The sequence below is a fragment of the Ancylobacter aquaticus genome, from assembly GCF_004339465.1.
In the GTDB taxonomy this organism is placed as follows: Bacteria; Pseudomonadota; Alphaproteobacteria; order Rhizobiales; family Xanthobacteraceae; genus Ancylobacter; species Ancylobacter aquaticus.
The window spans coordinates 802,645-822,193 of record NZ_SMFY01000002.1; the positions used below are offsets into that span (position 1 = coordinate 802,645).

A 19,549-nucleotide genomic window follows, 5' to 3' on the forward strand; every position below is an offset into this window, starting at 1 on the left:
CGTCCCGGTCTTCAGAAACTCCGGCGAGCCCACGTGCCCCGGCCTCTAACCCCTCTCGCCCGCGCCGCGATCAGGACCCCGCCCCGTCCGGATCCGCGCTCAGTTCATCGTCGGCAATATCGGCGCTGCGGCGCACCGCGCGAGGGCCTTCTTCATCCCTTGCCATGGCGCGGATGCGCTTGCCGATTTCCGGATGACGCCGGATCACATCGGCCAGGGCTTCCGCCTCCAGCATCAGCAGCATGCAGCGGGTGCGCGCCCGAGCGGTAGCCGCGCGCCGGGCCGTATGGAGCAGCGCCATTTCGCCGAAGAACTGGCCCTCGCCCAGCAGATGCAGGCCGTCGTCGAACTCCATCTCCACCTCGCCCGAGGCAATAAAGTACATCGAGCGCGCCACCTCGCCACGGCGGGCGATCACCTCGCCGGGCTGGGCGGTATGGGCCGAGAGCATCTTGTGGATCTCGCCGATGCCGGCGGCATCGAGATCGGCGAACAGCGGCACCCGCGCCACCATCCCCCAGGTGATGACGAAGTCGCGCCGCTTGATCACATCGACGAAGGAGGTCGCGATGATGCCGACCGGGAGGGCAATCATCACGATGCCCGTCACCATGGTCAGGCTGGCGATGATCCGTCCCGGCACTGTGAGAGGGTAGACATCGCCATAGCCGACCGTCGTCACGGTCGCCATCGCCCACCACATCGCCGCCGGAATCGAGCCGAGATGCTCGGGCTGGATATGCCCCTCCGCGACATACATCGCCGAGGCGGCAATCAGGACCGCCGCCGAGAGCAGCCAGAAGCACGCCATCAGTGACTGGCTTTCGCGGTGCAGCACTTCGAGCAGCGACTGCATGCCCGGCGAATAGCGCACCAGCTTGATGAAGCGAAGCAGCCGGAAGATGGCGAGCGTGACGAGATTGACCCCGAACAGCGCCGAAATCACAAAGGGAAGCCAGGCGATGAGGTCGACGATCGCCACTGCCGTGCGGGCGTAGCGCAGCCGTGCCCACAGCGGCGCGACGCCGCGATAGCGCGGGTTTTCCGGCGCCACCCAGAGGCGCAGGGCGTATTCGGCGGCGAAGACAAGAAGCGACAGCCGCTCGAAGGCGAGGAAGGCGACATATTCGCGCAGATACAGGCTCGGCACCGTCTCCAGCACGGCGACGACGACGTTCAGCACGATGAGCACGATCAGGCCGAGTTCGACCCTGTAGGCCGTCCGGTCATGCGCAGCGTCGCGCTCCAAAATCTCGTAGCAGCGCCGGCGCCAGACGCGCCACCTGGACGCCGTGAACGAACCGCCCTCGCGCCTGTGCGCCGCCATGAACGGCCACTCCCCCGCCCCCTTGGGGCGATCAGCCTGCCAGTGCGCTCTCGATCGCCGCCAGCGCTTCGCCTGCGCGCGCGCCATCGGGTCCGCCGGCCTGGGCGAGATCGGGCCGGCCACCGCCGCCCTTGCCGCCCAGCACCTCGGCACCGCGCCGCACCAGCGCCACCGCGTCGAAGCGCCCGGTCAGATCCTCGGTGACGCCGACCACCAGCCCCGCGCGGCCCTCCCCGGTGATGCCGACAATCGCTACCACCCCCGAACCGATGCGCTTCTTGCCCTCGTCGACCAGGCTCTTGAGGTCCTTGGGCTCGATGCCCGTGACCTCGCGTGCCAGCAGCTTCACGTCACCCACGCTGCGCACCGGCTCCTCGGCGCCGGCACCGCCGCCCATGGCGAGCTTGCGCCGCGCCTCGCCGAGTTCGCGCTCCAGCTTGCGCCGCTCCTCGACGAGCAGCGCGAGGCGCGCCTCCACCTCGCCGACCGGCGCCTTGAGCAGACCCGCCGCCGCCTGCAGCGCCTGACGGTCCGCCGTCAGCGCGTGGCGGGCGGCATCGCCCGTCATCGCCTCGACCCGGCGCACGCCGGCGCCGACGGCACTCTCGCTGACCAGGCTGATGACGCCGATATCGCCGGTGCGCCCCACATGGGTGCCACCGCACAACTCGATCGAATAGGGCGCACCATTGCCGGGATCGGTGCCCATGGTGACGACGCGTACCTCCTCGCCATATTTCTCGCCGAACAGCGCCCGGGCGCCGGAGGCGATGGCGTCGTCCACCGCCATCAGGCGGGTGACCACCGGCTCGTTGCGCAGCACGATGCGGTTGGCCAGATCCTCGACCTGCCGCAGTTCGGCGTCGTCGACCGGCTTGGGGTGGGAGAAGTCGAAGCGCAGCCGGTCGGGCGCCACCAGCGAACCCTTCTGCGCGACATGGTCGCCAAGCACCCGCCGCAGCGCCTCGTGCAGGAGATGGGTCGCCGAATGGTTGGCGCGGATCGCCTGGCGGCGCTCGCCGTCCACGTTCAGCGCCAGCGCGCTGCCCACCTTGAGCGTGCCGCTCTCGACCTCGACTTCATGCACGAAAATGTCGCCGAGCTTCTTCTGCGTGCCGATGACACGGGCCCGCAGGCCATCCTCGCCGGTCAGCAGGCCGGTATCGCCGGCCTGGCCGCCCGATTCGCCGTAGAACGGGGTCTGGTTCAGCACCACCAGCCCGGTGGCGCCGGCACCAAGCTCCGCCATCCGCCGGCCTTCGGAGACCAGCGCCGTGACCGTGCCCTCGGCGCTCAACGTGTCGTAGCCGAGGAACTCCGTCGCTCCCGCATCCTCGCGCACCGAGAACCACACCGCGTCAGTCGCCGCCTCGCCGGAACCCGACCAGGACGCGCGCGCCTCGGCCCGCTGGCGCTCCATCGCGGTGTTGAAGGCGTCGACATCGACGCCAACGCCGCGCGCCCGCAGCGCGTCCTCGGTGAGGTCGAGCGGGAAACCGAACGTGTCATAAAGCTTGAAAGCCGTCTCGCCGGAGAATTTGGCTCCGGCACCAAGCCCCTCGCTCTCCGTCTCCAGAATGGAAAGGCCCCGCTCCAGCGTCTTGCGGAAGCGGGTTTCCTCCAGCCGCAGCGTCTCGACCACCAGCGGCTCGGCGCGCACGATCTCCGGAAAGGCGCGGCCCATTTCGCGCACCAGTATCGGCACCAGGCGGTGCATCAGCGGGTCGCGGGCCCCGAGCAGCTGGGCGTGGCGCATGGCACGGCGCATGATGCGGCGCAGCACATAGCCGCGGCCCTCATTCGAGGGCAGCACGCCATCGGCCACCAGGAAGGTGGCGGCGCGCAGATGGTCGGCGATCACCCGGTGGCTCGCCTTCTGCGGGCCGTTGGCGGGCACGTCGGTCAATTCCTCCACGGCGCCGGTCAGCGCCCGCATGAGGTCGATCTCGTAATTGTCGTGCGTGCCCTGCAGCACGGCGGAAATCCGCTCCAGCCCCATGCCGGTGTCGATGGACGGGCGCGGCAGACGAACCCGCTCACCGCCCGGCAACTGCTCGAACTGCATGAAGACGAGATTCCAGATCTCGATAAAGCGGTCGCCATCGGCCTCGGGCGAGCCGGGCGGACCACCGGCGATGTGCGGTCCGTGGTCGAAGAAGATCTCCGAGCAGGGACCACAGGGGCCGGTGTCGCCCATCTGCCAGAAATTGTCGGAGGTGGCGATGCGGATGATGCGGGAATCCGGCAGGCCGGCAATGCGCTTCCACAGCCCGAAGGCTTCGTCATCCTCATGGTAGACGGTGACGAGCAGCTTCTCGACCGGCAGTTCGAACTCGCGGGTGATCAGGTTCCAGGCGAACTCGATGGCATTCTCCTTGAAATAGTCGCCAAAGGAGAAATTGCCGAGCATCTCGAAGAAGGTGTGGTGCCGGGCGGTGTAGCCGACATTGTCGAGGTCATTGTGCTTGCCGCCGGCGCGGACGCATTTCTGCGAGGTGACAGCGCGCGAATAAGGCCGCTTCTCGATGCCGGTGAAGACGTTCTTGAACTGCACCATGCCGGCATTGGTAAACATCAATGTCGGGTCGTTACGCGGAACGAGCGGGGAGGAATCGACCACCTGGTGCCCGTTGCGGGCATAATAGTCGAGGAAGGTCGCGCGAATCTCGTTTACGCCGCTCATGAACCCGGGTCCGCCGATGCCAGATACCGGCGCCGCAGAAGCGCCGGCCCGCACCATCGGGCGCGGGCGCAACGGTTCTAACGACGCATCAACACCTTGTCCAGAAAGCAGGCCGTCGTCGTCCCCGCCCCGCTGACTAGCCGCCGGCTAACGCCCCGGCCGGGCGGCGGGCGGCAACGTCGCCTTTCCCCACCCCCGGCACCTGGGGCGCCGAGGGTCATCAAGGGCCCTTGCGCGACACAGCGCGCGGCCCGGCAGAACAAGAGCAAGGGTCTCGCCGGGTACACCCACGCGCGCATCTGCCTTCGCGCACTTGCCTTCGCGCGCTTGCCCTCGCACAGAGGCCCACCGCAAGCATGCCCGCGGCGCCGGCTCGAAAGCGGTTGGCCGGCAGGACCTGCCCTGCAAGGAGATCGAAGCCCCGGCGCCAGCATCACTCGGCGTCGTCGCCGTCCTCGTTCTCACTGGCGCCGGCAAGAATCTGCTCGGCGATGAGGCCGGCATTCTGCCGGATCGTCGCCTCGATGCGGCCGGCGACCTCGGGGTGCTGACGCAGGAACGACTTGGCGTTCTCGCGCCCCTGGCCGAGCCGCTGGCTGTCATAGGAAAACCAGGCGCCGGACTTCTCGACCACACCGGCCTTGACGCCCAAATCGATGAGTTCACCCATCTTGGAGACGCCCTCGCCATACATGATGTCGAACTCGACCTGCTTGAACGGCGGGGCCAGCTTGTTCTTCACCACCTTCACGCGGGTCTGGTTGCCCACCACCTCCTCGCGCTCCTTGATGGCGCCGATGCGGCGGATGTCGAGACGCACCGAAGCATAGAATTTCAGCGCGTTGCCGCCCGTGGTGGTCTCCGGGCTGCCATACATGACGCCGATCTTCATGCGGATCTGGTTGATGAAGATGACCATGGTGTGGGAGCGGTTGATCGAGGCGGTGAGCTTGCGCAGCGCCTGGCTCATCAGCCTCGCCTGCATGCCCGGCTGGCTGTCGCCCATCTCGCCGTCGAGTTCGGCCCGCGGGGTCAGCGCCGCCACCGAATCCACCACCAGCACGTCGACGGCGCCCGAACGCACCAGCGTGTCGGCGATCTCCAGCGCCTGCTCGCCGGCATCGGGCTGGGAGATCAGCAGATTGTCGAGGTCGACGCCCAGCTTGCGGGCATAGATCGGGTCGAGCGCGTGTTCGGCGTCGATAAAGGCGCACACGCCACCCTTCTTCTGCGCCTCGGCGATGGTGTGCAGGGCCAGCGTCGTCTTGCCGGAGGATTCCGGTCCGAAGATTTCCACCACCCGCCCGCGCGGCAGGCCGCCAATGCCGAGCGCGATGTCGAGCCCGAGCGAGCCGGTGGAGACCGTTTCGATCTCCATGATCTTGTCGTTCTTGCCCAGGCGCATGATCGAGCCCTTGCCGAAATGGCGCTCAATCTGGGTCAGGGCGGCGTCGAGCGCCTTGGACTTGTCCATGGAAGATCCTTCAACGAGTCGCAGTGAGGACTGAGTCATTGCCGGGCTCCGGGCTGTACGCAAGGGAAAAGGGGGATGGCTCTGAGACTGGCGTGAACGTACTTGCTTTGTTCGATGTTCGCAATATGTTCTTATCCCGTGCGGTATATTTTCTTGCGGTTGATTTTGTGCTGCCGGACCGGTCGCGTCGTTCGCCTTAACCGGCCCATCGGCGGCCTCGTTCCCGATCGCGCCGCCGGCCCGGCACGCCGCACCCAGAGGCTCCCCAGGACCACGCCGGCAACCGCACGTAACGCCGCGCCGGTTCGCGCCTTCACCCGGCAGGGCGAGCAGGCTGCGGCACGCGCCATTCAGGCCGCATCACCCCGTCGGCCCCTCCGCCGCCCGCACCGGCGGCCCGAGAAATTCCACCTGCCATGTCGCCCCGAAGGCGTTCAGGGCGGCGGTGTCGGGCAGGCCGTCACGCATCACCCCGGCGAGTTCGGTGAAAAAGGCCACCGCGTCCAGCGCCGGGGTCATGAGGATGTACTGGCGCGCCGGCGCATCGGAGACATTGACGAAGCCATGCGCGGCGCCGCCGGGAATGCTGACCACGTCGCCGGCCTCGGCGAAGAAGCGCCGCCCGTCGACCTCGTAGAGATAGCGGCCCTCGATGACGCGGAAAATCTCCGCCTCGCGATGGCGGTGGCGCGGCGGGCCGGCACCGGGGGCGTTGGTGGTCTCGATGCAGCAGAAGGCGCCGCCGCTCATTGCCGGGGGCAGGCGGACGAGCAGGTCGAGCCCGATGGCCGGAATGCGGATCGGCGGCTCATCGCCGCGCGAATGGCGGAAGGACACGCTCATACGTCTCTCCTTCGCGGTCAGACCGGGCCGAGCCGGCGCAGATAGGAAGCGATCGGCTCCCATTCCCCGTCCGCCACCGCCATGGCGAGATAGCCGTCCGGCCGGATCAGTTCGATGCCGCTGGCCACGTTGTGGGCCCGCACGGCCGGGTCGACGAGGGCGGCCGGCAGATTTGGGGGCGGCGCGCCGACCGAGGCGCCGACGCGCAGGGTGAAGCGGGGCGTGTCGCCGGCGCCATAGGGTGCCTCGCCCCCGAGCGGGGGCATGCGATCGCCGGCACGCGGACCGGCGCCCCAGGAGACGCCGTTCAGCGGGCTGTCCTCGTAATGGAGCGCGGTTTCGGTGAGTTCACCTTCCAGCCTGTGCTGCACCGGCACCAGGCCGAGCACGAAGGGCATCACCGCGTTGCGCAGATGGCGGGCGAGCGGGTTCTTCAGCGTTCCCATCCGGGTCAGCCGGCCGGAAGTGGCGATGACGGCCGCCCCCACCGCCCGACGCTCGGGGTCGTAGCTGTCGAGCAGCAGCGGGGCGGTGGCGAGCCCGCGCAGCACCAGCGCCAGCTTCCAGGCGAGGTTCACCGCGTCCTGCATGCCGGTGTTCATGCCCTGCCCGCCGGCCGGGCTGTGGACATGGGCGGCATCGCCGGCGAGGAAGACGCGCGCGGCCCGGTAGTTCTCGACCTGTCGCTCATTGATGCGGAACGAAGTCGTCCACAGCGTGTCGTGCAGCACGATGCCACCGGGGCCGCGCCGGTCGAGCAGGGCCTGGAAGCCCTCCATGGACGGCGGCGACGGCACCTCCCCCGTCGAGGCGCCGAGGCCGACGATGAGGCGGTAGCGGCCGGGCGCCAGCGGAAACAGCACGGCCGGCCCGTCCTCGTGCAGGCAGGTGACGAACTCCCCCACCGGAAATGGCATGCCCGAGAGGTGGAATTCGCCCTGCGCCCAGTCGCTGCCCAGCGTGTCGCCGGCGAAGGAAAGGCCGAGTCGGTGGCGCACCGGGCTGTGGGCGCCGTCGCAGGCCACCAGCGCGCCATAGCGCCCCGTTTCCTCGCGGCCATCGGCATGGCGCAGCGTGGCGGTGACGGCCTCGCTGTCCTGCGTAAAGTCGGCGAGTGAAACACCAAGCTCCGGGTGGACGCCGAGCGCCTCCAGATGCGCGAGAAGAATCTCTTCGGTCTCGCTCTGGGGCAGCATCAGCGCGTAGGGATAAAGGGTCTGGACATCGTCGAGGGGAAGCCGGGCAAGGTGCTTCCCGTCCGCCAGAATATTGCCGGCCGTCACCTTGTTGCCGCGGGCGACGAGCTTGGCGGAGAGCCCGCCCCCGGCCCGCTCCAGCAGTTCCAGCGTGCGCGGCCAGATCGCCACGGCGCGCGAGGTGGTCGCCCGCGCGGTCATCGGGTCGACGATCCGCACCTTGACGCCATAGCGCGACAGTTCGAGCGCCGCCACCAGCCCCACCGGGCCGGCCCCGGCGATGAGAACGGGTTCGGTCATGCGCTTCCCCCAGCCGCGCCGCGCCGCCCCAAAAACTAAAGGCCCGCCGCGCCATGCGCAACGGGCCTGTCGTCCGTGTCCCTCCCCGCCGGGTGGCGGCGGGAAAGGCGCAATTCGCATCCGGCGGTCAGTTCACCAGGTCGAAGCGGTCCGCGTTCATCACCTTGGTCCAGGCGGCGACGAAATCGCGGAGGAACTTCTCCTGCGCATCGTCCTGGGCATAGACCTCGGCATAGGCGCGCAGCACCGAGTTGGAGCCGAACACGAGGTCGACGCGGGTGGCCGTCCATTTCGGCGCGCCGGTCTTGCGGTCACGCAGTTCATAGACCCCCTCGCCCACCGACTTCCACGAATTGCCCATATCGGTCAGGTTGACGAAGAAGTCGTTGGTCAGTGCGCCTTCTCGGGCGGTGAACACGCCATGCTTGCTGCCGCCATGGTTGGTGCCCAGCATGCGCAGGCCGCCGACCAGCACGGTCATCTCCGGCGCGGTCAGGCCCATCAGCTGGGTGCGGTCGAGCAGCATCTCCTCCGGGGTGACGACATAGTCCTTCTTCAGCCAGTTGCGGTAGCCGTCATGGAGCGGCTCCAGCACGCTGAACGAGGCGGCGTCGGTCTGGTCGTCGGTGGCATCGCCACGGCCCGGGGCGAACGGCACGGAAACGTCGTGCCCGGCCGCCTTGGCCGCCAGCTCGATGCCGACATTGCCGCCAAGCACGATGACATCGGCAAGGCTCGCGCCGGTCTCGGCGGCGATGGTCCCCAGCACGCCCAGCACCTTGGCGAGGCGCGCCGGCTCGTTGCCTTCCCAGTCCTTCTGCGGGGCGAGGCGGATGCGCGCGCCATTGGCGCCGCCGCGCATGTCGGAGCCGCGATAGGTACGGGCGCTGTCCCAGGCGGTGCTGACCAGCTCGCTGATGGTGAGGCCGGCATTGACGATCTTCGCCTTCACCGCCATCACGTCGTAATCGGCGCGGCCGACCGGAACGGGGTCCTGCCAGATCAGGTCTTCGCCCGGCACATCAGGGCCGATATAGCGGACCTTCGGGCCCATGTCGCGATGGGTCAGCTTGAACCAGGCGCGGGCGAAGGTGTCCTTGAAGTATTCGGGATCGGCCATGAATTTCTGGCAGATCGCGTTGTAGATCGGGTCGACCTTCATCGCCATGTCGGCATCGGTCATCATCGGGCTGTGGCGGATCGAGGGGTCGCTGGCGTCGACCGGCTTGTCCTCTTCCTTGATGTCGATCGGCTCCCACTGGAAGGCGCCGGCCGGGCTCTTGCGCAGCTCCCATTCATGGCCGAACAGCATGTCGAAGAAGCCCATGTCGAACTGCGTCGGGTGCGTCGTCCAGGCGCCCTCCAGCCCGGAGGTCACGGCGCGGCTGGCGAGCCCGTTCTGGTTCGGGTTGGACCAGCCCATGCCCTGCTCTTCCAGCGCGGCCGCTTCCGGGTTGGGCCCCAGCGCCTTGGCATCGCCATTGCCGTGGGTCTTGCCGACCGTGTGGCCGCCGGCGGTCAGCGCTGCGGTTTCCTCGTCATTCATCGCCATGCGGGCGAAGGTCTCGCGCACCTGCGCGGCGGTCTTCATCGGGTCCGGCTGGCCGTTCACGCCTTCCGGGTTGACATAAATGAGGCCCATCTGCACGGCGGCGAGCGGGTTCTCCATCGTCGAGGGCACGTTGACGTCGGTGTAGCGGTTGTCGCTCGGCGCCAGCCACTCGCGCTCGGAACCCCAATAGGTGTCCTTGGAGGGGTGCCACACATCCTCGCGGCCGAAGCCGAAGCCGAAGGTCTTCAGGCCCATGGTCTCATAGGCGATGGTGCCGGCGAGCACGATCAGGTCGGCCCAGCTCACCTTGTTGCCGTACTTCTTCTTGATCGGCCACAGCAGCCGGCGCGCCTTGTCGAGGCTCACATTGTCCGGCCAGGAATTGAGCGGGGCGAAGCGCTGGTCGCCGGTGCCACCGCCGCCGCGCCCGTCGGCCAGCCGGTAGGAGCCCGCCGAATGCCAGGAGAGGCGGATCATCAGCCCGCCATAATGGCCCCAGTCCGCCGGCCACCACTCCTGGCTTTCGGTCATCAGGGCCCGCATGTCGGCCTTCAGCGCGTCGAAATCGAGCGTCTTGACCTGCTCGCGGTAGCTGAAATCCGTGCCGAGCGGATTGGTCTTGGTGTCGTGCTGGTGGAGAATGTCGAGATTGAGGGCCTTGGGCCACCAATCCATGTTCGACGTCCCGACTTCGGTGATGGCGCCGTGCATGACAGGGCATTTGCCGGCCGGCTTGTTCGTGATGTCGTCCATTGCAGTCTCCAATCGTCGTGGCGTGCCGGCGGCGGCGAGGCAGCCCGGCCTCTCTCAGGCGTCCCGCCTGCGCGAGAGCCTTGGAATTAGAAGAGGTCTTATCGTAGGTCGGGCATAATGAAAATTTGCATTTTCTAATTGGCTCGATAAGCTAGGCTTATGACCGATATCTCAATGCGGCATCTGCGCTATTTCGAGGCGCTGGCCCAGCATGGCCATTTCGGCCGGGCGGCAGAGGCCTGCGCGATCTCGCAGCCGGCGCTGTCGCTGCAGGTCAAGGAACTGGAAGAGATCCTCGGCGCGCCGCTGGTCGAGCGCGGCATGCGGCAGATAAGGCTCACCCGTCTCGGCGCGGAATTCGCCACACGGGCCCGCAGCATATTGCGGGCGGTGGACGAGCTGGACGACCTCGCCCGCGCCTCGCACAGCCCGCTTGTCGGCCGGCTGCGCATCGGCGTGATCCCCACCGTCGCGCCGTATCTTCTCCCGGCCGTCATGCAGCGTCTGGCAGCCCGCTTCCCCGGCCTCGACCTGCGCCCGCGCGAGGCGGTGACGCAGAGGCTGGTGGACGATCTGGTGGAGGGCCGGCTCGACACTGCCATCGTCGCCCTGCCCGTCTCCGAGCCCTCGCTGAGCGAGCACGCGCTGTTCGAGGAAGAGTTCGTGCTTGTGCGTCCGCTGGACGATGCGGAGCTGCCGGTACCCAGTTCCGAAACGCTGCGCGAGATGCGCCTCCTCCTGCTGGAGGAAGGTCACTGCTTTCGCGAGCAGGCGCTGTCGTTCTGCAATCTTTCCTCGCGCCTGCCGCGCGACCTGATGGAGGGCAGTTCCCTGACCACGCTGGTGCAGATGGTGGGCGCGGGCATCGGTGTCACGCTCATCCCGCAGATGGCGGTGGCCATCGAGACCCGCTCCGCCGCCGTCTCGGTCGCCCGGCTGGCGACGCCGCGCCCCTCGCGCACCATCGGCATGGTCTGGCGCCGGACCAACCCGCTCGCTGGCTTCTTCGAGCAGATGGCGGGAATTGTCCGCGAGGTGGGGCTCAATGGCGCCGCGGCCGGTGCCGGCCCTGTTCCGCCGCCACATCGCCTCGGCTAGAGTGCGATCTGATCAGATTGAACCAATCTGATCAGTCAGTCGCCCTCTAACTCTATGATAGAGAACGCGTTATCCGATCACCTTGCGTTGCAAGCTGATCGGCGCGTGCTCTAGAACAGGCCGCAGGGCGGCCCGCGCCGCCAGCCGCCGGAGAGCTTTCATGTCCGCCTATGCCTCCCTCACCGTCCATTTCGGCCGCATCGCCGCGATGTCGAACGCCATCGGCATCCTGCAATGGGACAGTGACACCATGATGCCGAAGGGCGCCGCCTCCAGCCGGGCGGAAAGCCTCGCACTGCTGCGCGTTCTGCAGCATGAGATGGCAGCACACCCGCAGTTGGGCGAGTGGCTGGAAGCAGCGGACGGCGACGCCGGCGTCGGCGACTGGGAGCGGGCCAATCTGCGCGAGATCAGAAGGGTGTGGACGGCCCAGACCGCCCTCCCCGCCGATCTCGTCGAGGCCTCCAGCAAGGCGATTTCCGCCTGCGAGATGGCGTGGCGGCAGGCCCGCGCCGACTCCAACTTCTTGGCGCTGCTGCCTTTTCTCGCCGAAGTGCTGCGCCTTCAGCGCGAAGCTGGCGCCGCCAAGGGCGAAAAGCTCGGCCTTTCCCCCTATGACGCGCTGCTGAACGACTATGAGCCGGGCGGGCGCTCCGAAAAGATCGACGCGCTGTTCGACGACCTCGCCGCCTTCCTGCCGGGCTTCACCGAGCAGGCACTGGCAGTGCAGTCCCGCCACCCCACCCCCGCCCCGCTAGAGGGCCCCTTCGCCATCGAGGCGCAGCGTGGGCTCGGCCAGCGGATGATGGCGGCGCTGGGCTATGATTTCGACCGTGGGCGGCTCGATGTCTCCACCCATCCCTTCTGCGGCGGGGCCGACAATGACGTGCGCATCACCACCCGCTACGACGAGGCCGATTTCTCCAAGGCGCTGATGGGGGTGATCCACGAGACCGGCCATGCGCTCTATGAGCAGGGCCGCCCCGCCGCCTTCATGAGCCAGCCCGTGGGGCAGGCGCGAGGCATGGTGCTGCACGAGAGCCAGTCGCTGCTGATGGAGATGCAAGCCTGCCGCTCACCCGAATTCCTCGGCTTCGCCGCCCCGCTGATGCGCGAGGCGTTCAACGCCTCCGGGCCGGACTGGGAGGCGGGCGCGCTCTGGCGGCGTTACACCCGCATCGAGCGCGGCTTCATCCGCGTCGATGCCGACGAAGTCACCTACCCCGCCCATGTCATCCTGCGCTACCGCCTGGAAAAGGCGCTGATTGCCGACACAATGCCGCTCAGCGAGTTACCCGCGGCCTGGAACGCCGGCATGCGGGACCTGCTCGGCACCGTGCCGCCCAATGACCGGCTGGGCTGCCTTCAGGATATTCACTGGCCGAGCGGCGGTTGGGGCTATTTCCCCACCTACACCCTTGGCGCCATCGCCGCCGCCCAGTTGTTCGATGCCGCCTGCCAAGCCGAGCCGGACACGCTGCCCGGCATCGCGCGCGGGGATTTCGCCCCGCTGGTCGGCTGGCTGCGCACCCATGTGCATGCGCAGGGCGCGCGGCTCGACACTGACGAATTGCTCACCCGCGCCACCGGCCGCCCGCTCGATGCCGCTGTGTTCAAGGCTCATCTCGCCCGGCGATATCTCGCGGATTGAGCGCGCCGACGCCTCAGGCGACCGAGAAGCGGTAGACGGAGACGTGCCGGTAGGTCTCGCCGGGGTCGAGCCGGGCGGAGGGATAGTCCGCCCGGTTCGGCGCGTCGGGCCAGATTTGCGGCTCCAGGCAGAAGCCGTCGGATTGGCGGTAGAGCCGGTCCTGTTTGCCTGCCGCCGTGCCATCGAGAAAATTGCCGGAATAGAACTGCAGCCCCGGCTGGTCGGTCAGCAACTCCATCACCCGGCCGGAGCCGGGATGCTCGACCCGGGCGGCAAGGCGCGGCGTTGGGGCAGGGCGGTCGTCGAGGCAGTAATTGTGGTCATACCCGCGCCCGCGATGAAGCTGCGGGTGGGCGTCGCGGATGCGGGCGCCGATCGGGTGCGGCGTGCAGAAATCGAACGGCGTGCCGTCCACGCTTTCCGGCCTGCCCAGTGGAACCGCTCCGTCGCCGACGGGCAGGTAATCGTCGGCATGGATGGTGAGCCGATGGTCCAGCACGTCGCCGCCCGCCTCCACCCCGCCAAGGTTGAAATAGCCGTGATGGGTGAGGTTGACGAGGGTCGGCGCGTCGGTGGTCGCCTCGAAGGCAATGGTGAGTTCGCCCGCCCCGCTCAGCGTGTAGGTCACGCTGGCCGCCAACGTGCCGGGAAAGCCCTGGTCGCCATCCGGGCTGACCAGGGTGAGGCGAAGCGAAGGCGCCTGCCCTTCGCACAGCTCGGCCAGCTTCCACACGCGCCGGTCGAACCCCTGCGGCCCGCCATGCAAAGCGTGGTCGCCATCATTGGCGGGAACGCGATACTCCATCCCGTCCAGCGCGAAGCGCCCGTCGGCGATGCGGTTGGCATAGCGCCCCACCGCCGCGCCGAAAAAGCGCGGCTCGCTGATATAGGCGCCCGGCGCCTCATGGCCGAGGACGATGTCGGCAAGCCGCCCGTCGCGGTCCGGTACGTGAAGCGCCTGCACGATGGCGCCGAGGTCGAGCACCGCGACCTCGAATCCGCCCTCGCCAAGAAGCCGGAATCGCTGAATTTCGGTTCCATCGGGCAGGCTGCCGAAAGGCTCGCGCAGGATACGGGCGCAGACGCGGTGGTTCATGCTCGCTACTCAGGAAATTCCGGGCGCGCCCGGCACGGGCCGTCGACGCGCCCATTGTCCTCCCGGTCCATCCCGAATGCCAGCCCCCCACGCCGCCCGCCCGCGTGCCGCATTGACGGCGCCGGTGCCACCGGTGAAAGGTCCGGAACCGTTGGCCAATGAGGAGACGAAACCTTGGCGCAGTTCCACACGATCCCCGGCGCGCCCACGCCGGTCGCCCCCTTCAGCCATGCGGTGGAGGCCGATGGCTGGGTGTTCATCACCGGCCAGATGCCGACCTGGCCGGACGATGATTCCCGCCCGCTTCCCGAAGGGGCCGAAGCACAGACGCGCCGCGTCATGGACAATCTGGTGCTGGTGCTTGGGGGCATCGGGCTGAACCTGTCGCATGTGGTGCAGGCGCGCGTGTACCTCACCGATTTCAAGGGCGACTACCCCGCCATGAACGCGGTCTACGCCTCCTATTTCCCCGGCGACCGCCGCCCGGCGCGCACCTGCGTCGGCGTCACCGGCCTCGCCCGCGACGCGCTGGTGGAGATCGACCTCGTCGCCCACCGCCCGGGCTGAGCGCCCTCACCGATGCCGTTGCGTCAGATCATGGACGCTGGCGCCGAGGGCCGGCCTGTGTCGTCCTGTCGTCAGCGGCAATGATGACACTGGAAAGCGGCACAGACCGGCACGGCGCCGGCGGAACGGGAAGCGAGCACATGGACACGGCCACCCGGCCCGGCACCGTCCCCGGCATCGATCATGGCAATTACGAGCGCCTGATCGGCGGTGCCCGCGCGGTTGAGGCAATGGCCACCGCCATCGCCCATCCCTGCGACGCGGCCTCGCTGAGGGGCGCGCTCGACGCGGCCAAGGCCGGCTTCATCCTTCCGGTCCTCGTCGGCCCGAGCGCCCGCATCCACGCGGTGGCGCTGGCGGAAGGGCTGGACCTGGCCGGCACCGAGATCGTCGACACCCCGCACAGTGCCGCCTCGGCGGCGCGGGCTGTGGAACTGGTGCGCGAGGGGCGCGTAAGCCTCCTGATGAAGGGCAGCCTGCACAGCGACGAACTGCTCGCCGCCATCACCGCCCGCGACACCGGCCTGCGCACCGGGCGGCGCATCAGTCATGTCTTCGTCATGGACGTGCCGCGCTATGCCGAGCCGCTGTTTATCACCGATGCGGCGGTCAACATCTTTCCCGACCTCGATGCCAAGCGCGACATCGTGCAGAACGCCATCGACCTGCATCTCGGGCTCGGCCTCGGGCGTCCGCGCGTGGCCATCCTCTCGGCGGTGGAGACCGTCACCACCTCCATTCCCAGCACGATCGACGCCGCCGCCCTGTGCAAGATGGCCGATCGCGGCCAGATAACCGGCGCCGATCTCGACGGACCGCTGGCGCTCGACAACGCCATCTCGCCGGAAGCCGCGCGGATCAAAGGCATCGTCTCCCCCGTCGCCGGCCGGGCGCAGATCCTCGTCGCGCCAGACCTCGAAGCGGGCAACATGCTGGCGAAAAACCTCACCTTCATGGCCGGTGCCGATGCGGCGGGCCTCGTTCTGGGCGCGCGGGTGCCGATCATCCTGACCAGCCGCGCCGACACGCTGAAGACCCGCCTCGCCTCCTGCGCGGTAGCGGTGCTTTACGCGCAAGCGCGGCTGCGACAGCCGGGACTGGGAGGGTGATCGAATGAGCGAAGCGATCTTCGTCGTCAATGCCGGCTCGTCCAGCATCAAGTTCAAGCTCTACCGCGTCACCGGCCGCGATGTCGCCCTCGTGCTCGGCGGCGCGCTGGACGGCATCGGCACCCGCCCGCGCCTGCACGCGAAGGACGAGGCCGGCACGGTGCTGGTGGACCGCCGCTTCGCACCCGAAGAGATAGCCAGCGCCCCGCAGGCGCAGCACGCCATCAGCGAATGGGTACTGCCGCATCTCGCCGACGTCGACCTGATCGGCGTCGGCCATCGGGTGGTGCATGGCGGGCCGCATTATTCCCACCCGGAGCGGGTCAACGACGAGGTACTGCGCACGCTCGAAAGCTTCATCCCGCTCGCGCCGCTGCACCAGCTGACCAATCTCGACCCTATCCGCGTCATCGCCGAACGCCGGCCGGACCTGCCGCAGGTCGCCTGCTTCGACACCGCCTTCCACCGCGGCCACCCGGACATCGCCGATCGCTTCGCTCTGCCCAGCGCCCTCTACGAGGATGGCGTGCGTCGCTACGGCTTCCACGGGTTGTCCTATGAGTATGTCTCGGGCGCCCTGCGCGAACTGGCGCCGGAGCTGGCGCGCGGGCGGGTGGTCATCTGCCATCTCGGTTCGGGCGCCTCGGCCTGCGCCCTGCTGGACGGGCGCAGCATGGAATCGACCATGAGCTTCACCGCGCTCGACGGCCTGCCGATGGGCACGCGCTGCGGGGCGCTCGACCCCGGCGTGGTGCTGCACCTCATCGAGCAGAAGGGCATGAGCCCGGCCCAGGTCGGCCACATGCTCTATCACGACAGCGGACTGAAGGGCCTTTCCGGTCTCTCAAGCGACATGCGCGAATTGCTGGCGAGCGATGTGCCCGCCGCCGCGCTGGCGGTCGACTATTTCGCCCTTCATGTCGCGCAGGCGGTGGCGGGGCTCGCCGTGACGCTGGGAGGGCTCGACGCATTGGTCTTCACCGCCGGCATCGGCGAGCACGCCCCGGACATCCGCGCCCGCATCTGCGCCCGGCTCGGCCTGCTCGGCGTCGCCCTCGACGCGCCTGCCAATGCAGCCGGCGAGACCTGGATCGACGCCGAAGGGACCGGCCCGCATGTGCTCGTCATCCCGACCGACGAGGAGCGGATGATCGCCCTGCACACGCTGCGCCTGCTTCGCCCTGCCTAAATCAGAGCGTAGGCCCGTGATGCCGCCTCGAAATCACGAAAACGCTTGGCGCGACGCTCCTGCGCCTCGGCATCGGTGCCCCAGAGCTGTTCCTGCACCTCTTCATCGGCATGGGCGGCGCGCCACGCCTCTTCCGGGGAGAGGCGGCCATGCGCAACGGCGAAGGCAAGAAGGGCCGAGCCGCTCAGCGTCGTCATCAGGTTGAGTGCCGCCAGACGCAGCGGGTCGTCTGGCAGCGCGGCGGCCAGCGCCTCCAGCGTGCGCGGCGGCTGGGCCACATGCACCACGCCCTCGCTCAGCATGAAGGTCGCGCCGAAGCGCTCGCGCGCCCAGGCGAGCAGCGGGTCCCACAGCTCCGCGTGCAGCGCCACCAGCTGCGCCGGCGTGTCGACGCGGTAGCAGAGCAGGTCGCTGCCGGCATAGCGCACGATCTCGGCGCCGACCTCCTCCATCGCCGGGGCGACGCCGTCGATTGCGGAATTGGCCAGCCTGGTCATCGGCATGGTCATGGGGTCGATGACCTCAACCTGCGCCTGCCATTCCACTGCCAGCGCCGCCGCCAGAGGCTGGCTCGCCACGGCGACGAGGTTGCGGCCCGGCGTCCGCACCGGGCGCCCGTCGAGCTCGATGCGGAACCGCCCGTCCTCCGTCGCTGCCGCCCGCGCCTCCTTGTAGAAGCGCTTGGGCAGCGGCGTGCGTTCGGTGAAGCCCGGCCGGGCGGGCGCCTTGGGGGTGTCGGGGCTCGCATCGTTCACGCTACCGGCTCCCATGCATGGTCAATCGCTCGCAGCAACTCGTCGGCGTCCGAGACCAGCCATTCGGCGCCGGACTGCTGCAACAGGTCCGGTGCGTGGTAGCCCCAGCTGACCCCGATGGCACGGGCGCCGGCGGCGCGGGCCATCACCATGTCGAAACTGGTATCACCGATCAGCACCGTGTCGACCGGCTCGGTCCCGGTCGCCGCCATCGCCTGCAGCACCATGGCCGGGTGTGGCTTGGAGGGGGCGTCGTCCGCCGTCTGGATGGTGACGAAGCGCCCTTCCAGCCCGTGATGGCCGAGCACCGCCGCCACGCCCCGCTGCGACTTGCCGGTGGCGATGCCGAGCAGCACGTCGTCGCGGGCGGAAAGCGTGTCGATCAGCCCCCGCATGCCGGGGAACATCGGCTCGCTGAAATCCGGCTCGGTGCGCAATTCGCGGAAGGCCTCGCGGTAGAGATCGGCCAGGCGCTCGGCGGGAAAACGCGGATCGTCTTCGCCGAGCCGCTGCATCGCCTCGACCAGCGACAGGCCGACAATGCCCAGCACTGCCTCGCGCGGCGGCACGGCGAGTTCGGCGCGGGCAAACGCCCGGCCCATGGCGGCGACGATGACGTGCTGGCTGTCCACCAGCGTGCCGTCGCAATCGAACAGGATGAGTTTCATCGGCAGAAGCCCCTTGCCGTCGCCGGCTCTCCGCCCCGTCGCACCGGGCCGCTGCGTGGTCGCTGGCGCTACCCGGCGGGCCGCAAATGGTGGGCGGTGACGGGCTCGAACCGCCGACCCTCTCGGTGTAAACGAGATGCTCTACCAACTGAGCTAACCGCCCGAACGGCCTTCGCCGGCCGCCTTTAAGCATCGACGGCGGAAGGGGGCAAGAGCTTACTGAGGACAGCGCTTACTGAGGAGAGCGCCTTATGCGGGGCACGCTTCCATATGAAAGCTGGCGCCGCCCTGCCGCACTGCCCGCGTGGCGGGCATCGGCCCCGGGGCTGCAACAGCGCGACGGTGGCGCGCTGCGGCAATAGCAGAGGCGGTATATCCGGACCGCCGAACCCCACCAGCCCCCACTGGCCGGGCCTGGATCGACCAGGCAGGATCTGCCGGGCCGGCTTTCGGGTACGGGTCCGCCGGTAATGCTACCGGCGAACCTGTCCCTGTGGTACCGCACCACGCCCCGCGCCGTTTGGCACGGGGGGCGCGGCCCCGGATGAAGATCAACCGTTGACGGTTTCCTTCAGGCCCTTGCCGGGCGTGAACTTCGGGGCCTTGGAGGCCTCGATCTTGACCGGGTTGCCGGTGCGGGGGTTGCGGCCCTCGCGCGCGGCGCGGGTCACGACGGAGAAGCTGCCAAAGCCGATCAGCTTGACTTCTTCACCGGCCTTCAGCGAGGCGGCAATAGCATCGAAGGTCGCGTCGACCGCGGCCGCAGCAGCGGCCTTCGTCAGCTTGGCCTGCTCGGCCACGGCGGCGACGAGTTCGTTCTTCGTGGTCATTTGACCGGTCCTTCCCTTGATTGCACAAGAATCGTCGGTCGCATGCACCGACGACGGGCGGGCACACTTTCCCCAAAATGCGGCGATTGCAAGCGCCCGCGCCGAGAAACCCGCACAAATACACGACTTCAAGGGGTTCGCGTGTATTTTGATACCGCATTTTGTGACAATCGAGCACGCCCGCAATTTAGGCGGATGCGACCCATTCTCCACCCGCGCCGGGCGGCGGACCGGGCGGGAGGCTTTTCCGACCGGATGAAAGTACAGGATAAGCAGGAAAGGGCTCTGCGGCTCATCGGCCGGAGCGTTTTTATGTCGCCATAGTTTGCCAGCATTGGCCAAGAAAGGCCCACGGTGGCGGCCTGCCGCCACACGCCCGGTACGCAAAAACGGCGGCGCCTGCCGGGCACCGCCGTTTCTGTTTCCGTATGCGCCGACCCACTCAATCCGAGCGGATC

Annotated in this window: 15 protein-coding genes and 1 tRNA gene; 5 read left to right on the forward strand and 11 right to left on the reverse strand. The window is 68.4% G+C overall.

All coding sequences use genetic code 11. The annotated features are described in order from the left end of the window. Positions 1-70: 70 nt before the first annotated feature. From EV667_RS13325 to katG, 6 genes are all read right to left on the reverse strand, one after another. Positions 71-1,327: a cyclic nucleotide-gated ion channel gene (locus EV667_RS13325; protein WP_131835808.1), complete on the reverse strand. Its 1,257-nt coding sequence runs from the start codon at positions 1,325-1,327 to the stop codon at positions 71-73. A gap of 31 nt (positions 1,328-1,358) precedes the next feature. After that, positions 1,359-4,010 carry an alanine--tRNA ligase gene (gene alaS / locus EV667_RS13330; protein ID WP_131835809.1) on the reverse strand — a complete coding sequence of 884 codons (2,652 nt, stop codon included), beginning with the start codon at positions 4,008-4,010 and terminating at the stop codon, positions 1,359-1,361. A gap of 433 nt (positions 4,011-4,443) precedes the next feature. Further along, positions 4,444-5,523 (reverse strand): recombinase RecA, encoded by a 1,080-nt coding sequence (recA, locus tag EV667_RS13335; RefSeq protein WP_026221056.1) that lies wholly within the window; start codon positions 5,521-5,523, stop codon positions 4,444-4,446. Between the two features lie 321 nt (positions 5,524-5,844). Then, a complete protein-coding gene (locus tag EV667_RS13340) occupies positions 5,845-6,327 on the reverse strand; it encodes a cupin domain-containing protein (protein ID WP_131835810.1) in 483 nt (160 codons plus the stop codon). A 17-nt stretch (positions 6,328-6,344) separates the two neighbouring features. Beyond that, positions 6,345-7,823: an FAD-dependent monooxygenase gene (locus EV667_RS13345; protein ID WP_131835811.1), complete on the reverse strand. Its 1,479-nt coding sequence runs from the start codon at positions 7,821-7,823 to the stop codon at positions 6,345-6,347. Between the two features lie 127 nt (positions 7,824-7,950). Continuing rightward, positions 7,951-10,128, reverse strand: a complete 2,178-nt coding sequence (katG, locus tag EV667_RS13350; protein WP_131835812.1) for a catalase/peroxidase HPI — start codon at positions 10,126-10,128, stop codon at positions 7,951-7,953. A gap of 159 nt (positions 10,129-10,287) precedes the next feature. Here katG and EV667_RS13355 point away from each other — a divergent pair, with 159 nt between their 5' ends. Together EV667_RS13355 and EV667_RS13360 are read left to right on the forward strand one after the other, a co-directional pair. Continuing rightward, complete coding sequence (locus tag EV667_RS13355; protein ID WP_131835813.1) at positions 10,288-11,226, forward strand: hydrogen peroxide-inducible genes activator; 939 nt, start codon at positions 10,288-10,290, stop codon at positions 11,224-11,226. 160 nt (positions 11,227-11,386) lie between these two features. Further along, complete coding sequence (locus tag EV667_RS13360; RefSeq protein ID WP_131835814.1) at positions 11,387-12,877, forward strand: carboxypeptidase M32; 1,491 nt, start codon at positions 11,387-11,389, stop codon at positions 12,875-12,877. A gap of 13 nt (positions 12,878-12,890) precedes the next feature. On the opposite strand, the gene EV667_RS13365 is transcribed toward EV667_RS13360, so the two are convergent. Continuing rightward, positions 12,891-13,973: an aldose epimerase family protein gene (locus EV667_RS13365; protein WP_131835815.1), complete on the reverse strand. Its 1,083-nt coding sequence runs from the start codon at positions 13,971-13,973 to the stop codon at positions 12,891-12,893. Positions 13,974-14,147: 174 nt separating this feature from the next. Between EV667_RS13365 and EV667_RS13370 the strand changes: the two genes are divergently transcribed. The 3 genes from EV667_RS13370 (at position 14,148) to EV667_RS13380 (ending at position 16,838) form a co-directional block, all read left to right on the forward strand. Next, positions 14,148-14,540, forward strand: coding sequence for a RidA family protein (locus tag EV667_RS13370; protein WP_207907748.1), 393 nt, complete (start codon positions 14,148-14,150; stop codon positions 14,538-14,540). 140 nt (positions 14,541-14,680) lie between these two features. Beyond that, the gene (locus EV667_RS13375) at positions 14,681-15,649 is read left to right on the forward strand and encodes a phosphate acetyltransferase (protein ID WP_131835816.1); all 969 of its coding nucleotides are present in this window, start codon (positions 14,681-14,683) and stop codon (positions 15,647-15,649) included. 4 nt (positions 15,650-15,653) lie between these two features. Next, positions 15,654-16,838: an acetate/propionate family kinase gene (locus tag EV667_RS13380; RefSeq protein ID WP_131835817.1), complete on the forward strand. Its 1,185-nt coding sequence runs from the start codon at positions 15,654-15,656 to the stop codon at positions 16,836-16,838. On the opposite strand, the gene EV667_RS13385 is transcribed toward EV667_RS13380, so the two are convergent. The 4 genes from EV667_RS13385 to EV667_RS13400 all read right to left on the reverse strand — a co-directional run bounded on the left by EV667_RS13385 (position 16,835) and on the right by EV667_RS13400 (position 19,091). Next, positions 16,835-17,608 (reverse strand): ATP12 family chaperone protein, encoded by a 774-nt coding sequence (locus EV667_RS13385; protein ID WP_425359033.1) that lies wholly within the window; start codon positions 17,606-17,608, stop codon positions 16,835-16,837. The two genes, EV667_RS13380 and EV667_RS13385, sit on opposite strands and share 4 nt — an antisense overlap. Then, positions 17,590-18,261: an HAD-IA family hydrolase gene (locus EV667_RS13390; RefSeq protein ID WP_131835819.1), complete on the reverse strand. Its 672-nt coding sequence runs from the start codon at positions 18,259-18,261 to the stop codon at positions 17,590-17,592. Before EV667_RS13390 ends, EV667_RS13385 begins: the two co-directional genes overlap by 19 nt. Before the next feature lie 87 nt (positions 18,262-18,348). Then, positions 18,349-18,424: transfer RNA gene (locus EV667_RS13395), tRNA-Val, on the reverse strand. A 388-nt stretch (positions 18,425-18,812) separates the two neighbouring features. Then, the gene (locus EV667_RS13400; protein ID WP_018386927.1) at positions 18,813-19,091 is read right to left on the reverse strand and encodes an HU family DNA-binding protein; all 279 of its coding nucleotides are present in this window, start codon (positions 19,089-19,091) and stop codon (positions 18,813-18,815) included. Positions 19,092-19,549: the final 458 nt, after the last annotated feature.

What these genes read in the sequence shown, in the direction of transcription:
- EV667_RS13325 (WP_131835808.1), bottom strand. Translation starts at nt 1,327, where the DNA reads ATGGCGGCGCACAGGCGCGAGGGCGGTTCGTTCACGGCGTCCAGGTGG.
- alaS (WP_131835809.1), bottom strand. Translation starts at nt 4,010, where the DNA reads ATGAGCGGCGTAAACGAGATTCGCGCGACCTTCCTCGACTATTATGCC.
- recA (WP_026221056.1), bottom strand. Translation starts at nt 5,523, where the DNA reads ATGACTCAGTCCTCACTGCGACTCGTTGAAGGATCTTCCATGGACAAG.
- EV667_RS13340 (WP_131835810.1), bottom strand. Translation starts at nt 6,327, where the DNA reads ATGAGCGTGTCCTTCCGCCATTCGCGCGGCGATGAGCCGCCGATCCGC.
- EV667_RS13345 (WP_131835811.1), bottom strand. Translation starts at nt 7,823, where the DNA reads ATGACCGAACCCGTTCTCATCGCCGGGGCCGGCCCGGTGGGGCTGGTG.
- katG (WP_131835812.1), bottom strand. Translation starts at nt 10,128, where the DNA reads ATGGACGACATCACGAACAAGCCGGCCGGCAAATGCCCTGTCATGCAC.
- EV667_RS13355 (WP_131835813.1), top strand. Translation starts at nt 10,288, where the DNA reads ATGACCGATATCTCAATGCGGCATCTGCGCTATTTCGAGGCGCTGGCC.
- EV667_RS13360 (WP_131835814.1), top strand. Translation starts at nt 11,387, where the DNA reads ATGTCCGCCTATGCCTCCCTCACCGTCCATTTCGGCCGCATCGCCGCG.
- EV667_RS13365 (WP_131835815.1), bottom strand. Translation starts at nt 13,973, where the DNA reads ATGAACCACCGCGTCTGCGCCCGTATCCTGCGCGAGCCTTTCGGCAGC.
- EV667_RS13375 (WP_131835816.1), top strand. Translation starts at nt 14,681, where the DNA reads ATGGACACGGCCACCCGGCCCGGCACCGTCCCCGGCATCGATCATGGC.
- EV667_RS13380 (WP_131835817.1), top strand. Translation starts at nt 15,654, where the DNA reads ATGAGCGAAGCGATCTTCGTCGTCAATGCCGGCTCGTCCAGCATCAAG.
- EV667_RS13385 (WP_425359033.1), bottom strand. Translation starts at nt 17,608, where the DNA reads ATGGGAGCCGGTAGCGTGAACGATGCGAGCCCCGACACCCCCAAGGCG.
- EV667_RS13390 (WP_131835819.1), bottom strand. Translation starts at nt 18,261, where the DNA reads ATGAAACTCATCCTGTTCGATTGCGACGGCACGCTGGTGGACAGCCAG.
- EV667_RS13400 (WP_018386927.1), bottom strand. Translation starts at nt 19,091, where the DNA reads ATGACCACGAAGAACGAACTCGTCGCCGCCGTGGCCGAGCAGGCCAAG.